The 23,486-nt window shown below is 72.4% G+C and carries 19 protein-coding genes and 1 pseudogene; 10 read left to right on the forward strand and 10 right to left on the reverse strand.

Translation table 11 applies throughout. The annotated features are described in order from the left end of the window. The first annotated feature begins 150 nt into the window (after positions 1-150). Positions 151-630, forward strand: coding sequence for a roadblock/LC7 domain-containing protein (locus ACOJVX_RS17175; protein ID WP_372493002.1), 480 nt, complete (start codon positions 151-153; stop codon positions 628-630). Between the two features lie 177 nt (positions 631-807). After that, a complete protein-coding gene (locus tag ACOJVX_RS17180; protein ID WP_026420108.1) occupies positions 808-2,052 on the forward strand; it encodes a styrene monooxygenase/indole monooxygenase family protein in 1,245 nt (414 codons plus the stop codon). A gap of 34 nt (positions 2,053-2,086) precedes the next feature. On the opposite strand, the gene dhbC is transcribed toward ACOJVX_RS17180, so the two are convergent. From dhbC to ACOJVX_RS17200, 4 genes are all read right to left on the reverse strand, one after another. Then, positions 2,087-3,301, reverse strand: coding sequence for an isochorismate synthase DhbC (gene dhbC, locus ACOJVX_RS17185; protein ID WP_035274829.1), 1,215 nt, complete (start codon positions 3,299-3,301; stop codon positions 2,087-2,089). Positions 3,302-3,913: 612 nt separating this feature from the next. Then, on the reverse strand, positions 3,914-4,672 hold the full coding sequence (locus ACOJVX_RS17190) for a 4'-phosphopantetheinyl transferase family protein (protein WP_051314238.1): 759 nt from the start codon (positions 4,670-4,672) through the stop codon (positions 3,914-3,916). A 66-nt stretch (positions 4,673-4,738) separates the two neighbouring features. After that, complete coding sequence (locus tag ACOJVX_RS17195; protein WP_051314237.1) at positions 4,739-5,302, reverse strand: GNAT family N-acetyltransferase; 564 nt, start codon at positions 5,300-5,302, stop codon at positions 4,739-4,741. Positions 5,303-5,530: 228 nt separating this feature from the next. After that, positions 5,531-6,034, reverse strand: a complete 504-nt coding sequence (locus tag ACOJVX_RS17200; RefSeq protein ID WP_418154959.1) for a hypothetical protein — start codon at positions 6,032-6,034, stop codon at positions 5,531-5,533. Positions 6,035-6,347: 313 nt separating this feature from the next. Between ACOJVX_RS17200 and ACOJVX_RS17205 the strand changes: the two are divergent. Continuing rightward, a pseudogene (locus tag ACOJVX_RS17205) lies at positions 6,348-6,461 on the forward strand (hypothetical protein); the annotation flags it as partial. A 225-nt stretch (positions 6,462-6,686) separates the two neighbouring features. Here ACOJVX_RS17205 and ACOJVX_RS17210 read toward each other — a convergent pair. Beyond that, positions 6,687-7,619 (reverse strand): heme o synthase, encoded by a 933-nt coding sequence (locus ACOJVX_RS17210; protein WP_051314236.1) that lies wholly within the window; start codon positions 7,617-7,619, stop codon positions 6,687-6,689. A gap of 358 nt (positions 7,620-7,977) precedes the next feature. Here ACOJVX_RS17210 and tkt point away from each other — a divergent pair, with 358 nt between their 5' ends. The 7 genes from tkt (at position 7,978) to ACOJVX_RS17245 (ending at position 18,796) form a co-directional block, all read left to right on the forward strand. Next, positions 7,978-10,077, forward strand: a complete 2,100-nt coding sequence (gene tkt / locus ACOJVX_RS17215) for a transketolase (protein WP_081715634.1) — start codon at positions 7,978-7,980, stop codon at positions 10,075-10,077. Next, a complete protein-coding gene (tal, locus tag ACOJVX_RS17220) occupies positions 10,074-11,204 on the forward strand; it encodes a transaldolase (RefSeq protein WP_026420103.1) in 1,131 nt (376 codons plus the stop codon). Before tkt ends, tal begins: the two co-directional genes overlap by 4 nt. Continuing rightward, entirely contained in the window at positions 11,201-12,847 is a 1,647-nt protein-coding gene (locus ACOJVX_RS17225; RefSeq protein WP_035292758.1) for a glucose-6-phosphate isomerase, read from the forward strand. The genes tal and ACOJVX_RS17225 overlap by 4 nt, the downstream gene beginning before the upstream one ends. Next, complete coding sequence (gene zwf, locus ACOJVX_RS17230) at positions 12,844-14,376, forward strand: glucose-6-phosphate dehydrogenase (protein WP_026420101.1); 1,533 nt, start codon at positions 12,844-12,846, stop codon at positions 14,374-14,376. Before ACOJVX_RS17225 ends, zwf begins: the two co-directional genes overlap by 4 nt. Continuing rightward, a complete protein-coding gene (opcA, locus tag ACOJVX_RS17235; RefSeq protein WP_026420100.1) occupies positions 14,373-15,674 on the forward strand; it encodes a glucose-6-phosphate dehydrogenase assembly protein OpcA in 1,302 nt (433 codons plus the stop codon). Before zwf ends, opcA begins: the two co-directional genes overlap by 4 nt. Beyond that, a complete protein-coding gene (gene pgl / locus ACOJVX_RS17240) occupies positions 15,671-16,459 on the forward strand; it encodes a 6-phosphogluconolactonase (RefSeq protein WP_418154956.1) in 789 nt (262 codons plus the stop codon). Before opcA ends, pgl begins: the two co-directional genes overlap by 4 nt. A gap of 753 nt (positions 16,460-17,212) precedes the next feature. After that, positions 17,213-18,796 (forward strand): Na+/H+ antiporter, encoded by a 1,584-nt coding sequence (locus tag ACOJVX_RS17245; protein WP_030105942.1) that lies wholly within the window; start codon positions 17,213-17,215, stop codon positions 18,794-18,796. A gap of 267 nt (positions 18,797-19,063) precedes the next feature. On the opposite strand, the gene ACOJVX_RS17250 is transcribed toward ACOJVX_RS17245, so the two are convergent. From ACOJVX_RS17250 to ACOJVX_RS17270, 5 genes are all read right to left on the reverse strand, one after another. Next, positions 19,064-19,948: an alpha/beta fold hydrolase gene (locus tag ACOJVX_RS17250; protein ID WP_422646925.1), complete on the reverse strand. Its 885-nt coding sequence runs from the start codon at positions 19,946-19,948 to the stop codon at positions 19,064-19,066. Positions 19,949-20,612: 664 nt separating this feature from the next. After that, positions 20,613-20,954 carry an RNA polymerase-binding protein RbpA gene (locus ACOJVX_RS17255; RefSeq protein WP_026420097.1) on the reverse strand — a complete coding sequence of 114 codons (342 nt, stop codon included), beginning with the start codon at positions 20,952-20,954 and terminating at the stop codon, positions 20,613-20,615. A gap of 123 nt (positions 20,955-21,077) precedes the next feature. Continuing rightward, positions 21,078-21,311 carry a preprotein translocase subunit SecG gene (gene secG, locus ACOJVX_RS17260; protein ID WP_016701243.1) on the reverse strand — a complete coding sequence of 78 codons (234 nt, stop codon included), beginning with the start codon at positions 21,309-21,311 and terminating at the stop codon, positions 21,078-21,080. Between the two features lie 91 nt (positions 21,312-21,402). After that, positions 21,403-22,191 (reverse strand): triose-phosphate isomerase, encoded by a 789-nt coding sequence (gene tpiA / locus ACOJVX_RS17265; RefSeq protein ID WP_026420096.1) that lies wholly within the window; start codon positions 22,189-22,191, stop codon positions 21,403-21,405. 6 nt (positions 22,192-22,197) lie between these two features. After that, on the reverse strand, positions 22,198-23,475 hold the full coding sequence (locus tag ACOJVX_RS17270; RefSeq protein ID WP_103056457.1) for a phosphoglycerate kinase: 1,278 nt from the start codon (positions 23,473-23,475) through the stop codon (positions 22,198-22,200). Between the last annotated feature and the right edge of the window lie 11 nt (positions 23,476-23,486).

Genomic DNA, 23,486 nt, shown 5'->3' on the forward strand with positions numbered 1-23,486 from the left:
GATAACCCCGTCGCGGGGAAGAACACCGTTCCCGGGATATCCGCACGCCGACGAGTTCGCTGGCCGTTCCCTTTCCCCGGCCGGCCGTCCCCCGGGCTCACACCGTCCACGTCGACGCCGTCCGCCGGCCCGTCGTCCCGGCTCCCCCACGTGGGCGGCGACGACATCCGCCCGCGTGCGGCGAGGAAGCAGGCCACCAGCAAGATGAGTCGTCCCAGGAGCGCCGAGGCCCAGAAACTGGCCTGGTTGGTGAACAACTTCGTCTCCCTGACACCGAGCGTCGTGCACGCGGCGGTGGTGTCCGTGGACGGCCTACCCCTGACCTGTTCGGACGGGGTCCCGAACGAACACGCCGAACAGCTCGCGGCGCTCTCCAGTGGCCTGGTGAGCCTGGCGCACGGCAGTTCCCGACTGTTCGACCTCGGTTCCTACGACCAGACCGTCATCCGGAACGAACACGGGTTCGTGCTCATCATGACGGTCGCCGAGAATTCCTGCCTCACCGTTCTCACGACCGCCGACTGCGACATGAAGGTCGTCGCCTACCAGATGACCCTCCTCGTCGAGAACGCCGGACACGTTCTGACTCCCCAATTGCGGAAGGAACTCCGCGAGGCCGTGGTCGCCTGATTCTCCGGGGCCGCGTTCCCAGGACGTGACAGCCAGTGCGAGGTGACCGTGGCCCCGCCACCGAGCTGGCCGCCCATCGGGACGAGGAATGCGGGAACGCCGACGGCGACCCCGCTCCGCGCGCGGTGCCGGTGAGGGTAGCCGCGCCAACCCGGTCGGGCAGGAGGAGGAGAACGGATGCGCAGGATTCTGATCGTGGGCAGCGGGCAGTCCGGGTTACAGCTGGGCCTGAGCCTGTTGCGCCACGACTACGAGGTCACGATCATGTCCGCCCGCACGGCGGAGGAGATCCAGGGCGGGCGGGTCATGTCGACGCAGCTCATGTTCCACCCGTCCCTGGAGCACGAACGTGCTTACGGGCTGCACCTGTGGGAGGAGGAGACTCCCGACACGGGCGGCTTCGGGATGTCCGTGGCCGGGCCCGACGGCTCCCGCGCGGTCAACTGGTTCGGCTCCCTGCCCGGGCACGCCCACTCGGTGGACCAGCGGTTGAAGATGCCCCGCTGGTTGGAGGAGTTCGAGAACGCCGGCGGCAGGGTCGTCATCCACTCGGTGACCCTCTCCGACCTCGACGGTTTCGCGCGGCTCTACGACCTGGTGATCGTGGCGGCCGGCAAGGGTGACCTGGTGCGGCTCTTCGACCGGGACCCGACCCGGTCGGTGTACTCGGCTCCGCAACGGGCCCTGTCGGTCACCTACGTCCACGGCATGACCCGGCGACCCGAGCACCCGGACGTCGACGCGCTCCGCTTCAACATCGCGCCGGGCGGCGGCGAGATGCTCACCATGCCGTCCCTGACCACGAGCGGGCCCTGCGAGATCATCCTGTACGAGGCGGTGCCGGGTGGGCCGCTCGACGCCTTCTCCGACGTGCGGGGGCCCCAGGCGCACCTGGACAGGGCGTTGGAGCTCATGCGGGAGCACTTCCCGTGGGAGTACGAACGCTGCGGCGACGTCGAGCTCACCGACGACAGGGGCGTCCTGACCGGCGCAGTGAGCCCGGAGGTCCGGCACCCGGTCGGCCGGCTGCCGGGCGGCGGCCTGGTGCTGGGGATGGCCGACGCGGTGGTGGTCAACGACCCGATCTCCGGCCAGGGGTCGAACAACGCCGCGCGGTGCGCCGCGGTCTACCTGCGCGCGATCCTGGACCACGGCGACCGGCCCTACGACGCCGAGTTCATGCGCGACACGTTCGAGGCCTACTGGGACTACGCGCGCCACGCGACCACGCTGACGAACATGATGCTCCGCCAACCGCCGCCAGCGCACCTGATGGAGGTGTTCGGCGCCATCGGGGCGTACCCGCGCATCGCGGACCGCTTCGCGCTGGGCATCAACGACGCGTCGAGCTTCGACGAGTGGCTCTTCCACGAGGACCTGGCCCGTGGCTACCTGGCGGAGGTCGCGGCCGGCCGGGCGTGAGCTCCTCGAGTGCGGCCGCCCCCGGCGGGGCGCGTCAGAGCTCCTGGTCCAGCCCCATCGCCAGCAGCAGGGTGCGGAACTTCGCCGAGCTCTCCGCGAGTTCGCCGTGCGGGTCGGATCCCGGGACGATGCCGCCGCCGGCATAGAGCCGGATCGACTCGCCCGCGACCTCGGCGCAGCGGATCGCGACCACCCACTCGCCGTCGCCGTTGGCGTCGCACCACCCCAGTGTCCCGGTGTAGAACCCCCGGTCGAACGGCTCGATGTCCTCGATCGCCCTCCTGGCGGTCTCCGTCGGCGTGCCGCAGACGGCTGGCGTGGGGTGGAGGGCCGCGGCGAGTTCCAGCGCGGAGGGAGCGGGATCGTCCAGGACACCCGCCACCCGGGTGGAGAGGTGCCACATCGTCGCCGTGGTCACGAGCGAGGGTTCGGACGGCACCTCCAGCTCGCGGCAGTGGGGGCGGAGGCGCTCCGCCACCGCGTCCACGACGAGCGCGTGCTCGTGCCGGTCCTTCTCCGAGGCCAACAGGGCGGCGGCCCGGCGCCGGTCCTCGACCGGGTCCGGGCTGCGGGCGGCTGACCCGGCCAACGGGTTGGACAGCACCCGGGTCCCGGACCGCCGGACCAGCAGCTCCGGGCTGGTGCCGAGCAGGGTGCGCGTCCGGCTCCCCTCGGGTGGGAGGTCGACGGCGAAGGTGTACCCGGTGGGGTCACGGTGGGCCAGGTGCGCGAGCAGCCGGGCGACGGCGACCGGTTCCCCGGCTGTCAACCGCAAGGTCCTCGCGAGGACGACCTTCTCCAACTCACCGGCGTCGAAGGCCTCCAGGGCCTTGCTGACGCCCGCCAGGTACCGGTCGGCGGGAGGATCCGGCCGGACGCTCCAGCCGTGGGAGGACACCGGCGGTACCGAGCGCCAGCCCGAGCGCGCCGGTCCGCTCCACCGGACCTGGGCGGGGAGCACCAGGTGCGGGGGGCTGGTGGGGGAGAACGGGACGGCGCCGACCACGACCGCCGGGCCGCCCGCGGTGACCCGTTGGGTACCGCCCCACCGACCGAGCGCGTCGTCGACCTCACCGGCCAACGCGGCCGGAGTGGCCGCGGTGCTCTCCACCGGCAGGACGTCGCCCGCCCCACTGGCGAGCATGCTGTGCCTGGGTGCGGTGAGAAAGAACGAGGAACCCGCTCGGTACTCCCCGAGCAGGTCAGGTTCACTGCCCTGATCGGTTGTCGCGTGGTCCGCCATCACCATTGCCGCCCCCGAGTCCGCCGGGTCCTTGCCCCACTCGTGTGCCCTGCGCTTCCCCATTCCGGGGACGCGTCGTGTCCACTGGTCACGTTATTGCTCCCACTTCGCGAGCGTGCACGCGGTCTCCGCCCGACGCGGCCACCCCATCATCGTGACCGCGTGCCGGCCACCGCCGGCTCTGGCGGCGTACCGACCCGGTGACGTCCACCACCGCCGCCGACCGGCGGCGCCGCCAGGAACCACCCACTGCGCAGCGCGCCGACCAGGGACGATGTGGACGGGCGGGGCAGCGGGCGCGAGCCCGACGGTTGGGGACCACCGCCGCCCGGTCCCGTCCATGACTCATCCGCCTCGTCCTCGTTCCGTGCGAGAACGTAGGCGACTCGACGCCATCAGTCACGCTCGGTGACGTCGGGCGCGCCGCCGTGATCGGGGAGGCGCGTGCCGGACCGGCGGGTCCACTCCGAGTGGACTGGGGCGTTGTGCCAGGTCAGGGCGCCTCCCGGCGGAGCTCGTCCGGATTGGGGCCTCCGGTTGTGGCGCTCGGCACACCGTGTCCCGCCCGGCCACCGGCCGCCCTGAGGTGGCGGCCGGCGGTCGCGCCGCTGGGTGGGGTCAGCGCAGTGGTTCCGGCGCGCCCGCCAACAGCGGGTCGCCGGGCAGCTCCCGGATCCGCAGCGGGCGGGCGTCCAGCACGGCGAGGCTGGCCAGGTGGCCGGCCGGGGCAGCGAGCTCGTAGAGCCGCAGCGCCTCGGGAGGCGGCCGCTCCGAGCGCCAGTCCACCATCGCGGGCGCCTCGTCGGGGCCGGAGAGCAGCACGGACCGCATCGGCAACGCCAGCCCGAGGCCCACCGCCTTGAGCACCGCCTCCTTGCGGGTCCAGTAGGTGAAGAACGCGTCCTGCCGCCGCTCGGCGGGAAGCGCGGCCACCGTGCGCTGCTCCTCCTCGCACAGCACGGTGTCGCCCAGCCGGTCGACGTCGAGGTTCTCCCGCACCTCCTCCACGTCGACGCCGACCTCACCGCCCCGGCACACCGCCAGCACGACGGACTCGCCCGAGTGGGACAACGAGAACCGCAGCCCGCTGTCCGGGGTCAGCACGGGCTTGCCGTGCGCCTCCTCACCGCAGTGCGCGCACTCGTAGCGGAACCGGACATCGCGGGGGTCCAGGCCGAGGTGCGCTCCCAGCACGATCCGGGACAGCGCTCGGGCGACGAGGTGACGTTGCCGGTCCTCCTCGCGGCGGAAGCGGTCGTGCCGGGTGCGTTCGGCGTCGTCGAGCAGGGAGATCAGCCCGGGGTCCGCCGCGTCCCTGGCCGCCCACCACACCTGGCACTCACCGCTGTCCAGCGGTGCGATCTCGGGTGCGCCCACCCGCCCACCTCCTGTTCGGTTGGCCCGGCCACGCGGGCACGGGACTCGGGTCGTGCTGTCGTCCGCTCAGAGCACGCCGCCGTTGCGGTCCACGACGTCCCCACCCGGCCACCGGGTCAGCGGGGCGGCGACGGGCAGCACCAGCAGCGGGTCGCGGAGGTCCGCGTGCCGCCACGGGTAGTCCGGGTCGGCCCACCTGCTCGCGACCCCGGTCAACACCGACCAGCCGGAACGGGCGTAGAAGGTGGCCGTTGTCCGGTCGGTGTTGAGCAGGCCGAAGGGCACCCCCAGGAGGCGCAGGCGGTCCTCCACCCTCGCCAACAGCTGGGCGCCCAGACCGTTCCCCTGGGCGTCGGGGTGGACGGCCACCAGGCCGACCTCAGCCACGAGCTGGTCGGTCTCCCCCACGCGCACGAACCGGCGCAGCACGGCCGCGTGCGCCACCACCGCCTCCCCCACCCGTGCGCCCAGGCGCAGCTCGGGCCGGGCACCGGCCCAGCTCCGGGCGTCGCGGAAGTGGTGGGAGGTGCTGGCGAAGGCGGCTGACAGCAGCTCCGCGATCCGCAGGTGGTCGAGCGGCGCCAGTTCCCCCTCCCAGCGGTGGAACCAGTGCGGCTCCTCGACGCTCATGGGCTCTCCTTCGTCGGCGGGCTGCCACCGCGTCGCGGTCGACGCCGGCTCCGGCAAGCATGTCGGTGCCACGGCGGGCACCGCCCGGGACCCGTCCGATCATCGTCAGCTCGGCGTCCCCCGTCCACCCGTTTCGACGGTCCTGGTGCTGTGGACCGCGCGCGCCGCGCCGTCATCCCCGGTGGGGAGCGGTCCGTCCGCGCCCGCCGGCCCGCCGTCGGCCCGCCTTCAGGTCGTCCCCCAGGGCGAGCGGTCCTCCGGGCGGGGGAAGGGTGCCCCGGGGTGGCTGCCGATGCCGTCGCCCACCGCGGGGCCGGTCGTGCCGGGCTCACGCCACCGCCCCGGCATGAGCGCCGAGGCGACGAGGACCGTGCCCAACAGCAACAGCAACCCGAAGGACGCCAGCGAGATCAACGCCGGTGACACCGAACCCAGCCACCCCATGACGCGGGTCGCCGTGCCGGTGCTGACCATGAACAGGAGCCCGGCCGCGAGGAACGCGACGCCGGGGACGAGAGCGGCGACCGGTGAGACCCGCTCGCTCGTGAGCACCGCGATCGCGAGGCCGATCGCGACGATGACGAGGCTGGGCAGCAGCAGGTCGACGCCGACGTCGAAGACCCGGAACGCCCGCACCAGTTCGCCCGAGGCCCACCCGAGCCCCCAGCCGATCGCCGGTGTCAGCAGGACGCCGAGCACCGCGCCGGTGATGTGCCGTGACGAGTTGCGCAACTCTTCTCCTTGTGAGCGTGGCGGAGACGTGGCCGTGGTGACTCGCGGACGGTGTCACACCCACCGGGCGGCCGGGTCGTCCCACCGGGGAGCGTCAACGCCGGGCCGCTGACACCGCGTCGCCCGTGTGGGCCGCCGCTCGCCCGATGTCGCGTTGCACCATTCTGCCCAACGAGCCATCCGCCGAACACGGTAGGTGTCGATCGGTGAACCCGTCACACCGGGCCGTGGCGGGGCTGGGCTGCCGGGCGGGTCGGGTCAGCCGACCCGCCCACCACCGACCCGCCCCGGTAGGCACGACACGGAGGACACGATGACGACACCGGCGGACACCCCCTTCACCGCCGCCGTGGTCGCGGCGGTGGTGCGGCACAGGAACGAGGACCACGCGGAGGACTCGTTGGTGATCCGCCGGGCGCTGGGCGGCGCACCGGACGCCACGCGGGCCGTGCTGGTGGCGCTCGACGACACCGGGCTGGACTTCGGACGTCACCACCGGCGCGTGCCCAGGTGCGCACCGAGGTGGTGCGCCTCCGCCAGGAGGCCTGTGAGGTGCTCGGGGTCCCGAACCGGCACTGGCGACGCGCCCGGACCGGCGCCGCCCGGGCGGAGGCGGCGCCGGCGGGCCACCGGTCAGGTCGACGAGCCTCGGTCAGAACGGCCAGCCGAAGACCGGCCAGCCGATGACGGAGTCGACGGCCAGGCCCACGAACACCGCCATCAGGTAGCTGTTGGACAGGTGGAACAGGCGCATCGGCCGCACCTCCTCCCCCCGGAGCACACCGGAGTGCAGTCGGTGGGCGCCGACCAGGAACCAGCCACCGCCCAGGACGGCGAGCAGCAGGTAGATCCAGCTGGCGGCGGGCACCAGCAGCAGCGACCAGAGCACCATCACCCAGCTGAAGATGACGATCTGCCGGGAGACGTGGCTGGCCTCCGCCACCACCGGCAGCATCGGGACGCCAGCCCGCTCGTAGTCCTCGCGGTACTTCATCGCCAGCGCCCACGTGTGCGGCGGGGTCCAGAAGAAGATCACGCCGAACATCACCAGGGCGGGCCAGTGGATCGTCCCCGTCACCGCCGACCAGCCGATCACCACGGGCATGCAGCCGGCGGCCCCGCCCCAGATGATGTTCTGGGCCGTCCGACGCTTCAGCACCATCGTGTAGACGAGGACGTAGAACAGGATGGTGGCCACGGCGAAGACCGCCGCGAGCAGGTTGGTGGTCGTCCAGAGCACGACGAACGAGGCCACGCCGAGGGACACGGCGAACACCAGCGCGTGCGTCCGGGAGATCTGGTCCCGCACGAGCGGACGTTTGCTGGTCCGCTTCATCACGGAGTCGATGTCGGCGTCGATGACGCAGTTCAGCGCGTTGGCGCTGCCGGCGGCCATCGTGCCCCCCACCAGGGTGCACAGGACCAGCCAGAGCGACGGCACCCCCCGTTGGGCGAGCAGCATCGCCGGGATCGTGGTGATGAGCAGCTGCTCGACCACCCGCGGCTTGATCAGGGACAGATAGGCGCGTAGGACCTGACGCAGCGATCGGGATCGGGGTGCGACAGGAGTGGCAACGGTGCTCATGACGCGCTCCGTGCGGCGCTCCCCGGCGACATGGGACTCCTCGTCAGTTCGGGTCAGACCCCTGGACAGCAGGGCCACCGGAATGGTAGCCGCGCTACGGAACCGGACCAGCAGGTGGGGCGTAGACTGGAGCGTTCCGGTGACAGCCGGTAGCGGATTCCGCGACGAGGGTGACCGCCGCACTACGTGTGAGTGGAGCGCCCGCCGGGCACCCGTGACGCGACGGGCTGCGAGATCACCGAGATCAAAAGCCGCTATTAGGCTGGCGGCCGGACCAGGGACGACAGCGTGTCCGGCCCGAGGGTGCAACGGAGCGCCGTCCGGCAGGCCGCACCGAAGGAAATGGGGAGCACTGTCCGTGTCCGTCACTGAGGACCTCAACCAGCTGATCACACCGAACCTGCCCGCCGACTGGACGGCGCTGGACACCCGCGCCGTGGACACCCTGCGGGTGCTCGCCGCCGACGCGGTCCAGCACAAGGGCAACGGCCACCCCGGCACGGCGATGAGCCTCGCGCCCGTCGCCTACACGCTGTTCCAGCGCGTCATGCGCCACGACCCGAGTGACGCGGACTGGGCGGGACGCGACCGCTTCGTCCTGTCCGCCGGCCACAGCAGCCTCACCCTCTACCTCCAGCTGTTCCTGGCCGGGTACGGCCTGGAACTGGAGGACATCCGGCAGCTGCGCCAGTGGGGTTCCAGGACCCCCGGTCACCCGGAGTACAAGCACTCCCCCGGGGTGGAGATCACCACGGGCCCGCTCGGGCAGGGGCTGGCCTCCGCGGTCGGGATGGCGATGGCCGCCCGCCGGGAGCGCGGCCTGTTCGACCCGGACACCCCGCTCGGTGAGAGCCCGTTCGACCACCACATCTACGTGATCGCCTCCGACGGCGACATCGAGGAGGGCGTGACCGCCGAGGCCTCCTCGCTGGCCGGTCACCAGCAGCTGGGCAACCTGACGGTGATCTACGACGCCAACGAGATCTCGATCGAGGACGACACGAACATCGCGTTGTCCGAGGACACGGCCAAGCGCTACGAGGCCTACGGCTGGCACGTCCTGCGGGTCGACGGCGGTGAGGACGTGGTGGCGATCGAGGCGGCGCTGGCCGAGGCGAAGGCGGAGACGGAGCGGCCGACGCTGATCGTCCTGCGCACCGTCATCGGTCACCCCGCGCCGACCAAGCGCAACACCGGGAAAGCCCACGGCGCGGCGCTGGGCGAGGAGGAGGTCGCCAGGACCAAGGAGATCCTCGGCTTCGACCCGGCGAAGAACTTCCAGGTCGAGGACGAGGTGCTCGCCCACGGCCGACTCGCGGTGGAGCGGGGTGCCGCCGCCCACGCCGAGTGGCGGAAGTCCTTCGACGCCTGGGCCAAGGCCAACCCCGACCGCGCGGAGCTGTTCGACCGGCTGACCGCCGGCAGGCTCCCCGACGGCTGGACGGACAAGCTCCCCACCTGGGAGCCGGACGCCAAGGGACTGGCCACCAGGAAGGCCTCGGGTGAGGTGCTCAACGCCCTCGCCGACGTGCTCCCGGAGGTGTGGGGCGGCTCAGCCGACCTCGCCGAGAGCAACAACACCACCATGAGCGGGGTGGACTCCTTCGGTCCCACCAGCATCTCCACCCGCGAGTTCAACGCCCAGCCCTACGGCCGCACGTTGCACTTCGGTGTCCGCGAGCACGCGATGGCCTCGATCCTCAACGGCATCGCGCTGCACGGGCCGACCAGGCCCTACGGCGGCACGTTCCTCATCTTCAGCGACTACCAGCGGCCGGCGGTCCGGCTCGCCGCGCTGATGAGGGCCCGGTCCACCTTCGTGTGGACCCACGACTCGATCGGGCTCGGTGAGGACGGCCCCACCCACCAGCCCATCGAGCAGCTCGCCTCGCTGCGGGCGATCCCCGGGTTGTCCGTGGTGCGCCCCGCCGACGCCAACGAGACCGCCGCGGCGTGGCGGGCCACGCTGGAGTGGGACGAGGGCCCCGTCGGGCTGGCGCTGACCCGGCAGAACCTGCCCGTGCACGAGGGCACCTCCGCCGAGGGCGTGGCCCGGGGTGGTTACGTGCTCGCCGACGCCGGCGACGGGAACCCGGAGGTCGTCCTCATCGCGACCGGTTCCGAGGTCACCCTGGCCCTGGAGGCACGGCAGGCCCTGGAAGCCGAGGGCGTGGGAACCCGGGTGGTGTCCATGCCGTGCGTCGAGTGGTTCGACGCCCAGGACCAGAGCTACCGCGACCAGGTCCTGCCGCCGTCGGTCCGGGCCCGGGTCGCCGTGGAGGCCGGTATCGCGCAGCCCTGGCACCGCTTCGTCGGCGACGCCGGCCAGATCGTCTCCATCGAACACTTCGGCGCGTCCGCCGACTACCAGACCCTCTTCCGGGAGTTCGGTTTCACCCCGGAGGCCGTCGTGGACGCCGCCCGGACCAGCATCGCGCGAGTGGAGGGAACCAAGTGAGCAGCAACGAGCGCCTCGCGGCACTGTCCGAGGCCGGCGTGTCGGTGTGGTTGGACGACCTGTCCAGGGACCGCATCAGCTCCGGCCAGCTCGCCGACTACATCCGCGACTACAGCCTGGTCGGCGTCACCACGAACCCGACGATCTTCGCGGGTGCCCTCGCCGACAGCAGCTCCTACGACCCGCAGGTCCGGGAGCTGGCGGCGCGGGGCGCCAGTGTGGAGCAGGCCGTCAGGGAGATCACCACCACCGACGTCCGCAACGCCTGCGACGTGTTCCGGGAGACCTACGAGGCCACCGGGACCGTGGACGGTCGGGTCTCGATCGAGGTGGACCCCCGACTCGCCCACGACACCGAGGCCACCGCCGCGGAGGCCAGGGAGCTGTGGAAGACCGTCGACCGGCCGAACCTGTTCGTCAAGATCCCGGCCACCCTGGAGGGCCTGCCCGCCATCACCAGGGCTCTGTCCGAGGGGATCAGCGTGAACGTGACGCTGATCTTCTCCGTGGAGCGCTACCGGGACGTGATGGAGGCCTTCCTCACCGGGCTTGAGCAGGCGAAGCGGGCCGGCCACGAGCTGGCCACCATCGAGTCGGTGGCCTCGTTCTTCGTGTCCCGGGTCGACAGCGAGGTGGACAAGCGGTTGGAGGCCCTGGGCACCGGGGAGGCCTCCGCCCTGCGCGGCAAGGCCGCCGTGGCCAACGCCCGGCTCGCCTACGCCGCCTTCGAGGAGGTGTTCTCCTCACCACGGTGGAAGGCGCTCGCCGAGGCCGGCGCGCGGCCGCAGCGCCCGCTCTGGGCGTCGACCGGGGTCAAGAACCCCGACTACTCGGACACCCTGTACGTCGACGAGCTCGTCACCGCCAACGTGGTCAACACGATGCCGGAGAAGACCCTGCTGGCCGTCGCCGACCACGGCAGGGTGGAGGGCGACAAGGTCCGGGGCACCGGTGAGGAGGCCAAGCGCGTCTTCGAGCGGCTCTCCGAGGTCGGGGTGGACGTGGACGATGTCTACGTCGTGCTGGAGACCGAGGGTGTCGACAAGTTCGAGAAATCCTGGACCGAACTGCTGGACAGTGTCACCGAACAGCTGAGGGCAGCCACCGAGTCCGGGGGGAGCGCATGACGGGAGCGACGGCATCCGGTGACGGGCCGGGAGTGACGGTCGAGTTCACCGAGGCGACCGCGGCGGCCGAGGCCGCCGCGGTCGCGGAACGGCTGGTCGGCGAGCGGGTGGCGTCCCGTCTCGCCGACCAGGACGCGACGCTGTGGGGTCCGGAGGCCGAACCGGAGGCGTCGATCAGGCTGGCCTGGACGGGGCTGCACCGCGGCTCCCGTCCCCTGGTCGGGGAGATCGAGGCGGTCCGGGGCGAGTTCCACGCCGAGGGCGTCGACCGGGTGGTGCTGGCCGGGATGGGCGGTTCCTCCCTCGCCCCCGAGGTCATCACCGCCGCCGCCGGGGTGCCGCTGGTGGTGTTGGACACCACCGATCCGGCCCAGGTCGCCGAGGCACTGTCCGGTGACCTGTCCAGGACGGTCCTGGTGGTGTCCTCCAAGTCGGGGTCGACGGTGGAGACCGACAGCCACCGGCGGATCTTCGAGGCCGCGTTCCGGGCGAACGACATCGACCCGGCCAGCCGCATCGTGGTGGTCACCGACCCCGGATCCCCGCTGGAGTCGACGGCCAGGGAGAACGGCTACCGGCGGGTGTTCCTCGCCGACCCGAACGTGGGAGGACGCTACTCGGCGCTGACCGCGTTCGGGCTGGTCCCGGCGGGCCTGGCCGGAGCGGACATCGCCTCCCTGCTGGCCGAGGCCGCCGCGGCGGCGCCCGCGCTCGGAGCCGACTCCCCCGACAACCCGGCGCTGCGGCTGGCCGCGGCGTTGGGGGTCGCGCACTCGGAGGGCGCCGAGAAGGTCGTCTTCGCCGACAACGACTCCGGGTTCCCCGGCTTCGCCGACTGGGCGGAGCAGCTCATCGCCGAGTCGACGGGCAAGGAGGGCACGGGACTGCTCCCGGTGGCGGTGGAGAACACCTCCGCGCCGGGTTTCGTCGACGCCGGTGACGACGCCACCACCGTCGTGCTGGGTAACCCGGTGGAGACCGCGGCGCTCACGGTGTCCGGCACGCTGGGCGGCTCCCTGTTGTTGTGGGAGTTCGCCACCGCCTTCGTCGGCCGGCTGCTGGGGATCAACCCCTTCGACCAGCCGGACGTGGAGGCGGCGAAGAAGGCGGCTCGGGCGCTGCTCGACGCCCCGGAGCGGGCGGCCTCCGGCCCGGAGCCGTTGCTCCGGGACGGGGCGGTCGAGGTGTACGCCCCCGGGCGGTGGCAGCCCACCGACACGGGGTCGCTGGCGGCGGTGGTGCGGTCGCTGCTGGACGAGACGCCCCCGTCGGGTTACCTGGCCGTGCAGGCCTACCTCGACCGGGAGCAGGACGCCTCGGCGTCGGTCCTGCGGCCGGAGCTGGCCCGCCGGTCCGGCGCGCAGACGACGTTCGGGTGGGGACCCCGGTTCCTGCACTCCACCGGGCAGTACCACAAGGGCGGCCACCAGAACGGGGTGTTCCTCCAGCTCACCGGGGACAACGAGCAGGACCTCGACGTTCCCGGCCGGCCGTACACCCTCGGCACCCTCCAGCTGGCGCAGGCGCTCGGGGACGGCCAGGTGCTGGCCGACCACGGCAGGCCCGTGCTCCGGGTGCACCTGACCGACCGCGCGGCCGGCCTGGCCCAACTCGTCGCAGCGATCCAGGAGACGACCCCGTGACCAGCAGACACTGGCGCAATCCGCTGCGGGACGACCGGGACAAGCGCCTGCCGAGGATCGCCGGCCCCAGCGGGCTGGTCATCTTCGGGGTCACCGGTGACCTCTCCCGCAAGAAGCTGATGCCCGCCATCTACGACCTGGCCAACCGCAAGCTGCTGCCCCCGGGTTTCGCCCTCACCGGGTTCGCCCGACGGGACTGGGCGGACCAGGACTTCAGCAAGGTGGTGTACGAGGCGGTGCGGGAGCACTCCCGCACCCCGTTCCGGGAGGACGTCTGGCGGCAGCTCTCCGAGGGGCTGCGGTTCGTCTCGGGGAGCTTCGACGACGACCAGGCCTTCGACGACCTCGTCACGACGGTCGCCGACCTCGACCGGGTGCGGGGAACCGGGGGCAACCACGCCTTCTACCTGTCGGTGCCGCCCAGCGCCTTCCCGACGGTGTGCCGGCAGCTGGCCCGCTCGGGTCTCTCCGCGCAGAACCCCGAGCAGTGGCGTCGGGTCGTGATCGAGAAGCCGTTCGGGCACGACCTGGAGAGCGCCCAGGAACTGAACAAGATCGTCAACGAGGTCTTCCCCGAGGAGTCGGTGTTCCGCATCGACCACTACCTCGGCAAGGAGACGGTGCAGAACATCCTGGCGCTGCGCTTCGCCAACCAGCTGTTCGAACCGCTGTGGAACGCGCACTACGTGGACCACGTGCAGATCACCATGGCCGAGGACATCGGCCTGGGCGGTCGGGCCGGCTACTACGACGGCATCGGCGCGGCGCGGGACGTCATCCAGAACCACCTGCTCCAGCTGCTCGCGTTGACCGCGATGGAGGAGCCGGTCTCCTTCCACCCCCGGGCGCTGCGCACCGAGAAGATCAAGGTGCTCGCCGCCACCAAACCGTGGGAACCGTTCTCGGAGACCACCGCCCGCGGCCAGTACACCGGCGGGTGGCAGGGGGGCCAGCTCGTTCCGGGGCTGTTGGAGGAGGGCGGTTTCGCCAAGGACTCCACCACCGAGACCTACGCGGCGATGACGATGCAGGTCAACACCCGCCGCTGGGCCGGGGTGCCGTTCTACCTGCGCACCGGGAAGCGGCTGGGGCGGCGGGTCACCGAGATCGCGATCGTGTTCAAACGCGCCCCGCACCTGCCGTTCGACTCGACGTCCACCGACGAGCTCGGGGAGAACGCGCTGGTCATCCGGGTGCAGCCGGACGAGGGGGTGACGATGCGGTTCGGGTCGAAGGTGCCGGGCACCTCGATGCAAATCCGCGACGTCACGATGGACTTCGGTTACGGCCACGCCTTCACCGAGGACTCGCCGGAGGCCTACGAGCGGCTGCTGCTGGACGTGCTGCTCGGCGAACCGTCGCTGTTCCCGGTCAACGAGGAGGTCGAGCTGTCCTGGCGGATCCTCGACCCCGTCCTGCGGTACTGGGAGAAGGAAGGCAGTCCCGAGCCCTACCGGGCCGGAAGCTGGGGACCGGAGTCGGCCGACCGGATGATGGCCCGCACCGGACGTCACTGGAGGCGCCCGTGATCATCGACCTGCCCTCGACCACGACCTCCCAGGTCAACAAGAAGCTGGTGGAGATCCGGGAGACCGGTGGCGCGGTCGCGCTCGGCCGGGTCCTCACGCTGGCGATCATCACCGACGACGGCAGCCAGGCCGAACAGGCCATCGAGGCCGCCAACGACGCCAGCCGGGAACACCCCTGCCGGGTCATCGTGCTCGCCAGGGGGGCCCGCAAGGCGGCCGCCCGCCTCGACGCGCAGATCCGCGTCGGTGGCGACGCCGGGGCCAGTGAGGTCGTCGTGCTCCGCATGTACGGGCCGTTGGCCGACGAGGGCGCCAGCTGCCTGGTGCCCCTGTTGCTGCCCGACGCGCCCGTGGTGGCGTGGTGGCCCCTGGAGGCACCGAAGGTGCCGGCCGAGGACCCGATCGGCAAGCTCGCCCACCGGCGCATCACCGACGCCAAGTCGGAGCGCAACCCCGTCCGCTCACTGGAACAGCGGCGGGCCTCCTACCGGGGCGGGGACACCGACCTGGCGTGGACCCGGTTGACCTCCTGGCGCGCCTACCTGGCCGCCGCCCTCGACCTGCCGCCGCACGAGCCCGTGACCCGGGCGACGGTGACGGGCACCGCCGACTCCCCCTCCACCCAGCTGCTCGCCGGCTGGCTCGCGTCCTGCCTGGACATCCCGGTGCGCCGGGTCCGCACCTCCAGCGGGCAGGGCATCGTGTCGGTGGTGTTGGAGCGCCGGTCAGGGCTGATCGAGCTCGTCCGGCCGGATGGCCAGCTGGCGACCTTGACCCAGCCGGGGCAGCCCGACCGGACGATCGCGCTGCCGCGCAGGTCGGTGCGGGACTGCCTCATCGAGGAGCTGCGCCGGCTGGACCCCGACGAGGTGTACGAGGACACCCTGGAGGCCCTGTCGAAGGTCGTGGCCGCCAGGGGCTCGGTGACCACGGCGAAGTCCAGCCCGGCGGCGCGGTCGGCCGGGCGCCGGACGGCCACGTCGGCGGGGTCCACCTCGCGGGCCGGCGACTCCGACGGGGCCGGCGGGGCCGGCGGCCGGAAGGGTGGCGCGGCGAAGTCCCCCGGGTCGGAGCCGACGGCCTCGGAGGGCACGAGCGGTCGCGGCGGCACCGCCAAGCGCGGCACCCGCAGGACCACCGGTTCGGCCACGGGCGCGGCGAAACGGACCGGGGCACGGCGTTCGGCTGCCCCCAAGCCCGCCCGTCGGGGGAGCGTGGGCAGGTCCTCCCGGGGGGAGTCCTCGTTATCCCGAGGTGAGGACACCCCGCCGACCACGGAAGGGACGGAGAGCGGATGAGTTCGACCGACGGGAACACCACCCCCCGGGTGGTGGTGCACCGCACTCCTGACCTGCTCGCTCCCGCCGTCGCGGCACGGCTGCTCACCGCGTTGGTGGACGCCCAGGCCGCGAAGGGCTCGGCGTCGGTGGTGCTCACCGGGGGCCGCACCGGGGGCGCCGTCCTGGAACGGTTGCGCGACGCCCCGGCCCGGGACGCCGTGGACTGGTCACTCGTCGACTTCTACTGGGGCGACGAGCGCTTCCTGCTCTCGGGTGACCCGGAGCGGAACGAGACACTGGCCAGGACGGCGTTCCTCGACCACGTCCCGGTGGACCCCGCGCGGGTGCACGTGATGGCTGCCTCCGACGGTGAGTTCGGGGACGACCCGGAGGCGGCGGCCGCCGCGTACGCCCGGCTGCTCGCCGAACGGTCGGTCGAGCAGGGCGGGACGGCCGGGGTGCCGCGCTTCGACGTCTGCCTGTTGGGGGTCGGGGAGGAGGGGCACACCGCCTCGCTGTTCCCCGAGACCCCCGCCGTGCGGGAGCCGGAGCGGACCGTGGTCGCGGTCCGGGACTGCCCGAAGCCGCCGCCGACCAGGATCTCGCTGACCCTGCCGGCCATCCGGGAGTCGGCCGAGGTGTGGCTGTTGACGACGGGGGCCGCGAAGGCGGAGCCGGTCGGGGCCGCGCTGCGTGGAGTCGATCCGGTGCTGGTCCCGGCGGCGGGCGCGACCGGCCGGGTCGCCACCCGCTGGTTGCTGGACGAGAGCGCGGCGGCCCGGGTTCCGGCGGACGCGCCCTGAGCGCGGTCCGTTCGCACCCTTCGGGGCCCGTCCCAGGCTGGGGCGGGCCCCGAACCATGTCGGCCCCCTGAGCTGACCGCCCGGGTCCGGCCGTCGCGGCCATCTCGTGGGTGGGACGCGCCGAGTACCTTCGGCGGACTGGTGGGAGTCCGGTGGGGTGGAGCCGTTCGGGGCGCACCGGCGCGGCTGGCCGGCCCCGGACGCCGTCCAGTCCGGTCGAGGAGCCCTCGGCGTGCCAGTCCGGTGGAGGGTTGCCCGGCTCCACACTCGCACCGGCTCGGACGGACCTCGGCTCGGCGCCCTCCCCCGGGCGGGGATCGTCTCGACAGGGTGTTCTCGGAACCGTGACCGCCGTGGGGAGGGTCTCGCCGCGCCCCGGTCGGATGACTCCGGCGCCGGCGCCGTCCCCCAACTCCTCCGCGTCTGGTCCTGCCCGACGCGGTTCACGGGGGCGGCGTTCCCTTCACCACCGCCCGTGGCCACACCGGCGGACGTCGGCTCGCGATGGCTCCCGGCAGGGGATCACGAGCTCGCCGGCGAACAGGGCCACGCTCGCCGGCACCGCCCGGCGGCGCGCCGCGCCGCGTCACCGAACCCACCGGGCGGGCCTTGGCCGCCCCCGCGTCGGGGGTGGTCCAGCGCGGCCCTCGGGGCACCCGCGCCGCCCGGCTCCACCGTGGTGCGAGCCGGGTGGCGGGCGAGGCTGGGTCGCTTCGCCGGGTGCGAGGGCCGCCAGGCTGCGATGCTGGGCCGATGGGTGTGTTGCTGCTGGTCATCGCCCTGATGCTCGGCGCGGTGCTGCTCGTCGGCGTTGGTGACCGCCTCCGGCTGCCCTGGCCGGCGCTGATGCTGCTCCTCGGGCTCACGGTCGCGGTGATCCCGGGCCTCCCGGACCGGTTCGACCTCGATCCAGACCTCATCCTGCCACTCTTCCTGCCTCCGCTGCTGTTCGCCGCCGCCCAGCGCACCTCGTGGGCGGTGTTCCGCACCCGGTGGCGCAGCATCGTCACGCTGGCCATCGGCCTCGTGGTCGCGACGACGGTCGCCGTCGCCACCACGCTGGCGCTGTTGGTGCCGGGGGTCGCCATCGCGGGCGCGATCGCGCTCGGCGCGATGGTCGCGCCCCCGGACCCGGTGGCGGTGGAGTCGGTCGCCGGCCGGGTGAGCATCCCCCGCAGGTTGCTCGCGGTGCTCCAGAGCGAAGGCTTGTTCAACGACGCGGCAGCCCTGGTGATCTTCCAGACGGCGATCGCGGCGACCGTCCGGGAGCAGGACGTCAACGTGGGTGAGCTGGCGCTGCGGTTCCTCCTGGGCGCGGTGGCCGCGGTGGCGATCGGACTCGGGGTGGCCTGGGTCGCCCGCAGTTTCCTGACCCGGATCACCGACAGCACGGGCAGTACCGCGCTCACCCTGGTGCTGCCCTTCGCCGTGTACCTCGGCGCGGAGGAGCTGGGAGCCTCCGGGGTGATCGCGGTGGTCGTCCTCGCCCTCCAGCTGCGCGGTCACAGCGAGGTCGACGAGGCGGACGAGCGCCTCACCCAGCGCTCGTTCTGGAACGTGGTGGAACTGCTGGTCACCGGCCTGGCCTTCGGCCTGATCGGGCTGGACATGCGCCAGGTGGTGACCGAGGCCGGCAGCGAACTGGGCACGATGCTGCTGCACGCGGCCGTGGTGTGCGCGGTGGTCGTCACGGTGCGCCTCCTGTGGTTCCTGGGCGCGTGGCTGGCCCTACGACGGTCGCGGGACGCCTCGTCCGCACCGAGGACGAGGGCGGAGGCGGTGGTGATGACCTGGTGCGGTATGCGGGGGTTGGCGACGCTCGCGTTGGCGCTGTCCGTGCCCTCCACCACCGAGGACGGTTCCCCCTTCCCCGCGGGCGCTGAGCTCACGGTGATCGCCTGCACGGTGCTGGTGGTCACCCTGCTGTTCGCGGGTCTGACGCTGCCGTTGGTGGTGCGGCTGCTCGGGGTGTCCTCGGACGCCGGTGTGGAGGAGGCCGAGGAGCGGGCGGTGGCGCGCCGCGCGCACCGGGCGGCGTTGCGCCAGATCACGGAGTGGGAGGAGCGGGCCGAGCTGTCCGAACAGGTCAGCGCGTTGCTCCGGAAACGGGCCAGCCGGCTGGAGGCGAAGCTGTGCGGTGACCCGGAGGACGAGGAGCAGCGGGAACGCATGGAGGCGTTGCGCCGGAAACGGGACGCGCTCCGCGACATCGAGTCGACGGTGCTGGCGGCGGCGCGTGCGGAGGTGTTGGCTGCCCGGCAGGAACCCGGAGTCGACCCGGCGGCGGCGGACCGGGTGCTGCGCCGGTTGGACCTGAAGACCCTGCTGCTCGACTAGGCGACGCGCGACCCCGCCGGTACCCGCGTTGGTGGGAGGCGCGCCACGACCACCGGGGCGAGCCCTCAGCCGCCGGTCGGACGGGTGGTCCCGCCCCTGGTCCTCCCGACCGGCGGGAGGACGGGGCTCGGCGGCTCCACCACCTCACTGGGGCCAACGCGCCGCACCGGCCGCCACGGTGCACCGGTCCACCCGGCCCCCGGGAACACGGCCGCGCCGCACGCCGAGCCACCCGGGGTCAGCGCCTGCTCGGCGGCGTGGCCCCGGTCAGGGCCGGGCGGCGCCGAAGTACTCCACGGGGGTGCAGCAGGGCAGGACGTCCACCGGTTCCCCCGACAGGAAGGTCAGCACCACCTCGACGAACTCGGCGGGACGTTCGAGGTAGACGAGGTGGTCCGAGTCCCGCACGGTGGTGAACCTGGCGTCCGGGCAGTCCTTGGCGACCTCCCGGCAGAGTTCGGGGGTGGTGAAGGGGTCGTGCTCCCCGGTCATCACCAGGATCGGCAGCGTCGGCGGGCTGGTGGAGCGGTCCCAGCGGTAGGCCAGCAACCGCTCGGTGTTGTGCACGTACTTCTCGGCGGCGTCCTCCCCGAGCTGGCGCAGCTGCCGTCCGAGCAGGCGGCGCAGAACGTCGCGCTTGCGCACCACCACTCCCGGGTCCTGGCACAGCAGGAGCTCGATCACCCGCTCGGCGAAGGTGTCCCGGTCGCCCGATTTGAGCAGCCGGACGGTGTTCTCCACGTCCGCCCGCGCCAGCTCCGGCAGCTCGGTCATCGTGCCCACCAGCACCAACCTGTCCACGAGGCCGGGGAACCGTTGGGCGAGTCGATAGGCGATCCCACTGCCGTAGGAGCCCGCGCCGACGTTGACCCGGGACAGGCCCGAGCTCACCAGCAGGTGGTGGAGCGCCTCGCACAGGAAGTCCACCCCGTACTGCCGGGGCAGCGGGTCCGCCGACCCCCAGCCGGGCAGGTCGACGGTGACCACCGAGGTGCGACGCAGGAACTCCCGCTCGTGCCGAGCCCACGAGTGCTTGTCCTGGAACGCCCCACCGAGCAGCACGAGGGGGGCGAGAGTCGGGTCCTCCGCGTCGACGATGCGGATCTCGCAGGTGAAACCCCGGAAGTCGAAGGCTTGGCTGTGCTCTGGCACGACGGTGATCCTCTGGCTCGCACGGATTCGGGATCGCCGGCCGTTCCCTGCCCGTCCCAGCGGACGTCACCTCGGCACACGGGTTGGCGGGACACGGGGACGCGTCGTCGCGGACCACGGACAGCGCCGGGAACAAACCGGCAGGGTAGTCATCGGACGTCGCGGCGCCACGCCGAATCCACGCTGGAGCGTTTGACCCGAACGTGTGAGCGCAAAGATCAACAGGACGCGTGATATGCCGGGAATTTCGGATTCCTTCCGCAGTGGTCACCCACTCCCCCGGGTTACCACCGCCGTGAGAGCCCGGCAGGAACCCAGGCGGGCGGCCCACCACGCCACCCCACCGGGCCCGGAACGCGGGCGGGCCACGGCGACCGCCGCCGGCCTCGCCGTGACGTCGCGGCACGCACCGCACGTCCGCGCCGGCGCGGACGACCGGCTCCCACAGGGGTCTCGACGGCGTCTCGACGGCACGAGGGGTTCACTACCCCGCACGCCGGTCGGCGGTCGAGACGCGCGCCCCCGGCAGGCCCGACCACCCCCACGCGCACCGACGGCCCGGCACGTCGTCACGTGCCGGGCCGTCGACTGGTCCCGAAATCCCGTTCCCCGGCTCACGCCGGGCCCGGCCACCCGTGGTCGCCGCCAGCGACAGCGGACGTGATCAGCGTCCCCGCTGTTGCCGCAGCCGGGACAGGGCCTCGTCGAGAATGGCCCTGCCATCGGCCTCGCTACGCCGTTCCTTCACGTAGGCCAGGTGGGTCTTGTACGGCTCGGTCCGCGGCGGGTCCGGCGGCCTCTCCTCGTTGCGGCCGGCCGGGAAACCGCAGCGTGGGCAGTCCCACATCTCCGGAATCTCCGCCTCCACCGCGAAGGAGGGACGCGACTCGTGCCCGTTCGCGCACCAGTAGGAGATGCGCCGTCGCGGGGCGGACTCGCCACGCTCGGACTCCCCCATCGGCCCAGCACCGACCCGCGTGCCGCGGATCGCGTTACCACCTGCCATCGGCCCTCAACACCCCTGCGATCCTCGATCGTCGCCACTCACGACCCCGGCGGGACCCGCTGGCCCCGCCGGTCGCGACGTCCCGCCGTCACGACGTGGCGCGCGAACGCCACGTCATACCAATTACTCCACCTTGAGCAGCAATCCCACCGCGACGATGCAAATCACCCAGATAGCCGTAACGAACAGGGTGATCCTGGTCAGGTTCTTCTCCGCGACGCTCGAACCGGACAGGCTGGACTGCATCCCGCCTCCGAAGAGCGAGGACAGCCCTCCGCCGCGACCCTTGTGCAGCAGAACCAACATCACCAGCGCCAGGCTGGAGATCACCAGTGTGATTTGCAGGAAGAACTTCATCTCATCCTCGCAGTACGGCGGTAGGCATCACAGGGTACCCGGCAGTCAATCACGCAACGGAGTCGACCGGAAGGCCACACCGTTGGCGTGATCAGGGCAGCGGGCCCCCCGCGGCGAGGGCGGACAGCTTGGCGAACTCGTCCCCGTCGAGGCTGGCACCGCCGACGAGGGCGCCGTCCACGTCCCGCTGTTCGATCAGTTCGCCGATGTTGCCCGACTTCACCGAGCCGCCGTAGAGCACGCGCACCTGTCCGGCGACCTCGTCACCGTACTTCGTGGCCAGCGCGGACCTGATGGCGGCACACACCTCCTGCGCGTCGGCCGGGGTGGCGACGCGGCCGGTGCCGATCGCCCACACCGGCTCGTAGGCCACCACGACGTCGGCGACCTGCTCCGCGCGGAGCCCCTTGAGCCCCGCCAGCAGTTGGGCGGTGGTGTGCTCGACGTGACCGCTGGCCTCCCGCACCTCCAGCGGCTCCCCGACGCAGAGGATCGGCCGCAGACCGTGCTTGAGCGCCGCCCGCACCTTCCGGTTGACCAGGTCGTCGTCCTCGGCGTGGTACTCGCGGCGCTCGGAGTGCCCGACCACGACGTAGGTGCAACCCAACTTCGCCAGCATCGCCCCGGAGACATCGCCGGTGTAGGCGCCCGAGTCGTGCGGCGACAGGTCCTGGGCGCCGTACTTCAGCCGCAGCTTGTCCCCGTCCACCAGGGTCTGCACGCTGCGGAGGTCGGTGAACGGTGGCAGCACCGCCACCTCGACCTTCTCGAAGTACTTCTCCGGCAGGGCGAAGGCCACCTTCTGGGTGAGACCGATGGCCTCCAGGTGGTTGCGGTTCATCTTCCAGTTGCCCGCGATCAGCGGTTGCCTGGCTGCCATCTGGTGTCAGTCCTCCAGAACCTCGACGCCGGGAAGGGCCTTGCCCTCCAGGAACTCCAGGGAGGCGCCGCCACCCGTGGAGATGTGGGAGAACCCGTCCTCGGGCAGGCCGAGCGCGCGCACCGCCGCGGCGGAGTCGCCCCCGCCCACCACGGTGAAGGCCGAGCTGCCGACCAACGCCTCCGCGACCGCCCTGGTGCCGCCCGAGAACGCCTCGAACTCGAAGACACCGGTCGGACCGTTCCAGAAGACCGTCGCCGCGTCGGCGAGCTTGCCGGCGAACAGCTCCCGCGTCCTCGGGCCGATGTCCAGTCCCTGCCGGTCGGCGGGGATCGCGTCCGCGTCCACCACCTGGTACTCGGCGTCCGCCCCGAACTCCTTGGCCGCCAGCACGTCGACCGGCAGCACCAGCTCCACGCCACGCTCCTCCGCCTCGGCGAGGAAACCGCGGACGCGGTCGAGCTGGTCCTCCTGGAGCAGCGACTGCCCGACCTCGTAGCCCTTGGCGCGGAGGAAGGTGTAGGCCATGCCGCCGCCGATGAGCAGCCGGTCGACCTTGGTGAGCAGGTTGGCGATGACCCCGAGCTTGTCGGAGACCTTGGCGCCACCGAGCACCACCACGTAGGGCCTGGCGGTGTCGGTCGTCAGGCGGCGGAGCACCGACAGCTCGGAGAGCACCAGGCCGCCGGCGTAGTGCGGGAGCCGCCTGGCCACGTCGTAGACCGAGGCCTGCTTGCGGTGCACCACCCCGAAGCCGTCCGAGACGAAGGCGCCGTCCTCGCCGACGAGCCCGGCGAGTTCCTCGGCCAGCGCGCCGCGCTCCGACTCGTCCTTGCTGGTCTCCCGGCTGTCGAACCGCACGTTCTGCAGCAGGGCGACCTGGCCGTCGGCCAGGCCCCCGACCGTCTCCCGGGCCGAGGGCCCGGTGACGTCGTCGGCGAGCGCGACGGGCGTGCCCAGCAGCTCACCGAGGCGGCTGGCCACCGGGGCCAGCGAGAACCTGTCCTCCGGCGCCCCCTTGGGCCGGCCGAGGTGCGCGGCCACCACCACCCGGGCGCCGGCCTCGGCCAGCGCCCGAATCGTGGGCAGGGAGGCCCGCACCCGACCGTCGTCGGTGATCCTCCCGCCCGGGAGGTCCGGGGTGGGAGTTCCGTCCAGCGGCACGTTGAGGTCGGCCCGCACCAGGACCCGCCGTCCGGCGACCCCGGTCGCGAGCAGGTCGTCCAGCGTCGCGACGGCCGGCCGGCCGTCCTCACCGGTCGCCGACCCAGTGTTCGTCACCATGAGGTTGTCCT

Source organism: Actinoalloteichus caeruleus, from assembly GCF_049311605.1.
Taxonomy (GTDB): domain Bacteria; phylum Actinomycetota; class Actinomycetes; order Mycobacteriales; family Pseudonocardiaceae; genus Actinoalloteichus_B; species Actinoalloteichus_B caeruleus.

Bases quoted from the DNA above. Each gene is read 5' to 3' on its own strand.
- ACOJVX_RS17180 (WP_026420108.1), top strand. From the start codon at position 808: ATGCGCAGGATTCTGATCGTGGGCAGCGGGCAGTCCGGGTTACAGCTG.
- dhbC (WP_035274829.1), bottom strand. From the start codon at position 3,301: ATGGTGATGGCGGACCACGCGACAACCGATCAGGGCAGTGAACCTGAC.
- ACOJVX_RS17195 (WP_051314237.1), bottom strand. From the start codon at position 5,302: ATGAGCGTCGAGGAGCCGCACTGGTTCCACCGCTGGGAGGGGGAACTG.
- ACOJVX_RS17210 (WP_051314236.1), bottom strand. From the start codon at position 7,619: ATGAGCACCGTTGCCACTCCTGTCGCACCCCGATCCCGATCGCTGCGT.
- ACOJVX_RS17225 (WP_035292758.1), top strand. From the start codon at position 11,201: ATGACGGGAGCGACGGCATCCGGTGACGGGCCGGGAGTGACGGTCGAG.
- pgl (WP_418154956.1), top strand. From the start codon at position 15,671: ATGAGTTCGACCGACGGGAACACCACCCCCCGGGTGGTGGTGCACCGC.
- ACOJVX_RS17245 (WP_030105942.1), top strand. From the start codon at position 17,213: ATGGGTGTGTTGCTGCTGGTCATCGCCCTGATGCTCGGCGCGGTGCTG.
- ACOJVX_RS17255 (WP_026420097.1), bottom strand. From the start codon at position 20,954: ATGGCAGGTGGTAACGCGATCCGCGGCACGCGGGTCGGTGCTGGGCCG.
- secG (WP_016701243.1), bottom strand. From the start codon at position 21,311: ATGAAGTTCTTCCTGCAAATCACACTGGTGATCTCCAGCCTGGCGCTG.
- tpiA (WP_026420096.1), bottom strand. From the start codon at position 22,191: ATGGCAGCCAGGCAACCGCTGATCGCGGGCAACTGGAAGATGAACCGC.
- ACOJVX_RS17270 (WP_103056457.1), bottom strand. From the start codon at position 23,475: ATGGTGACGAACACTGGGTCGGCGACCGGTGAGGACGGCCGGCCGGCC.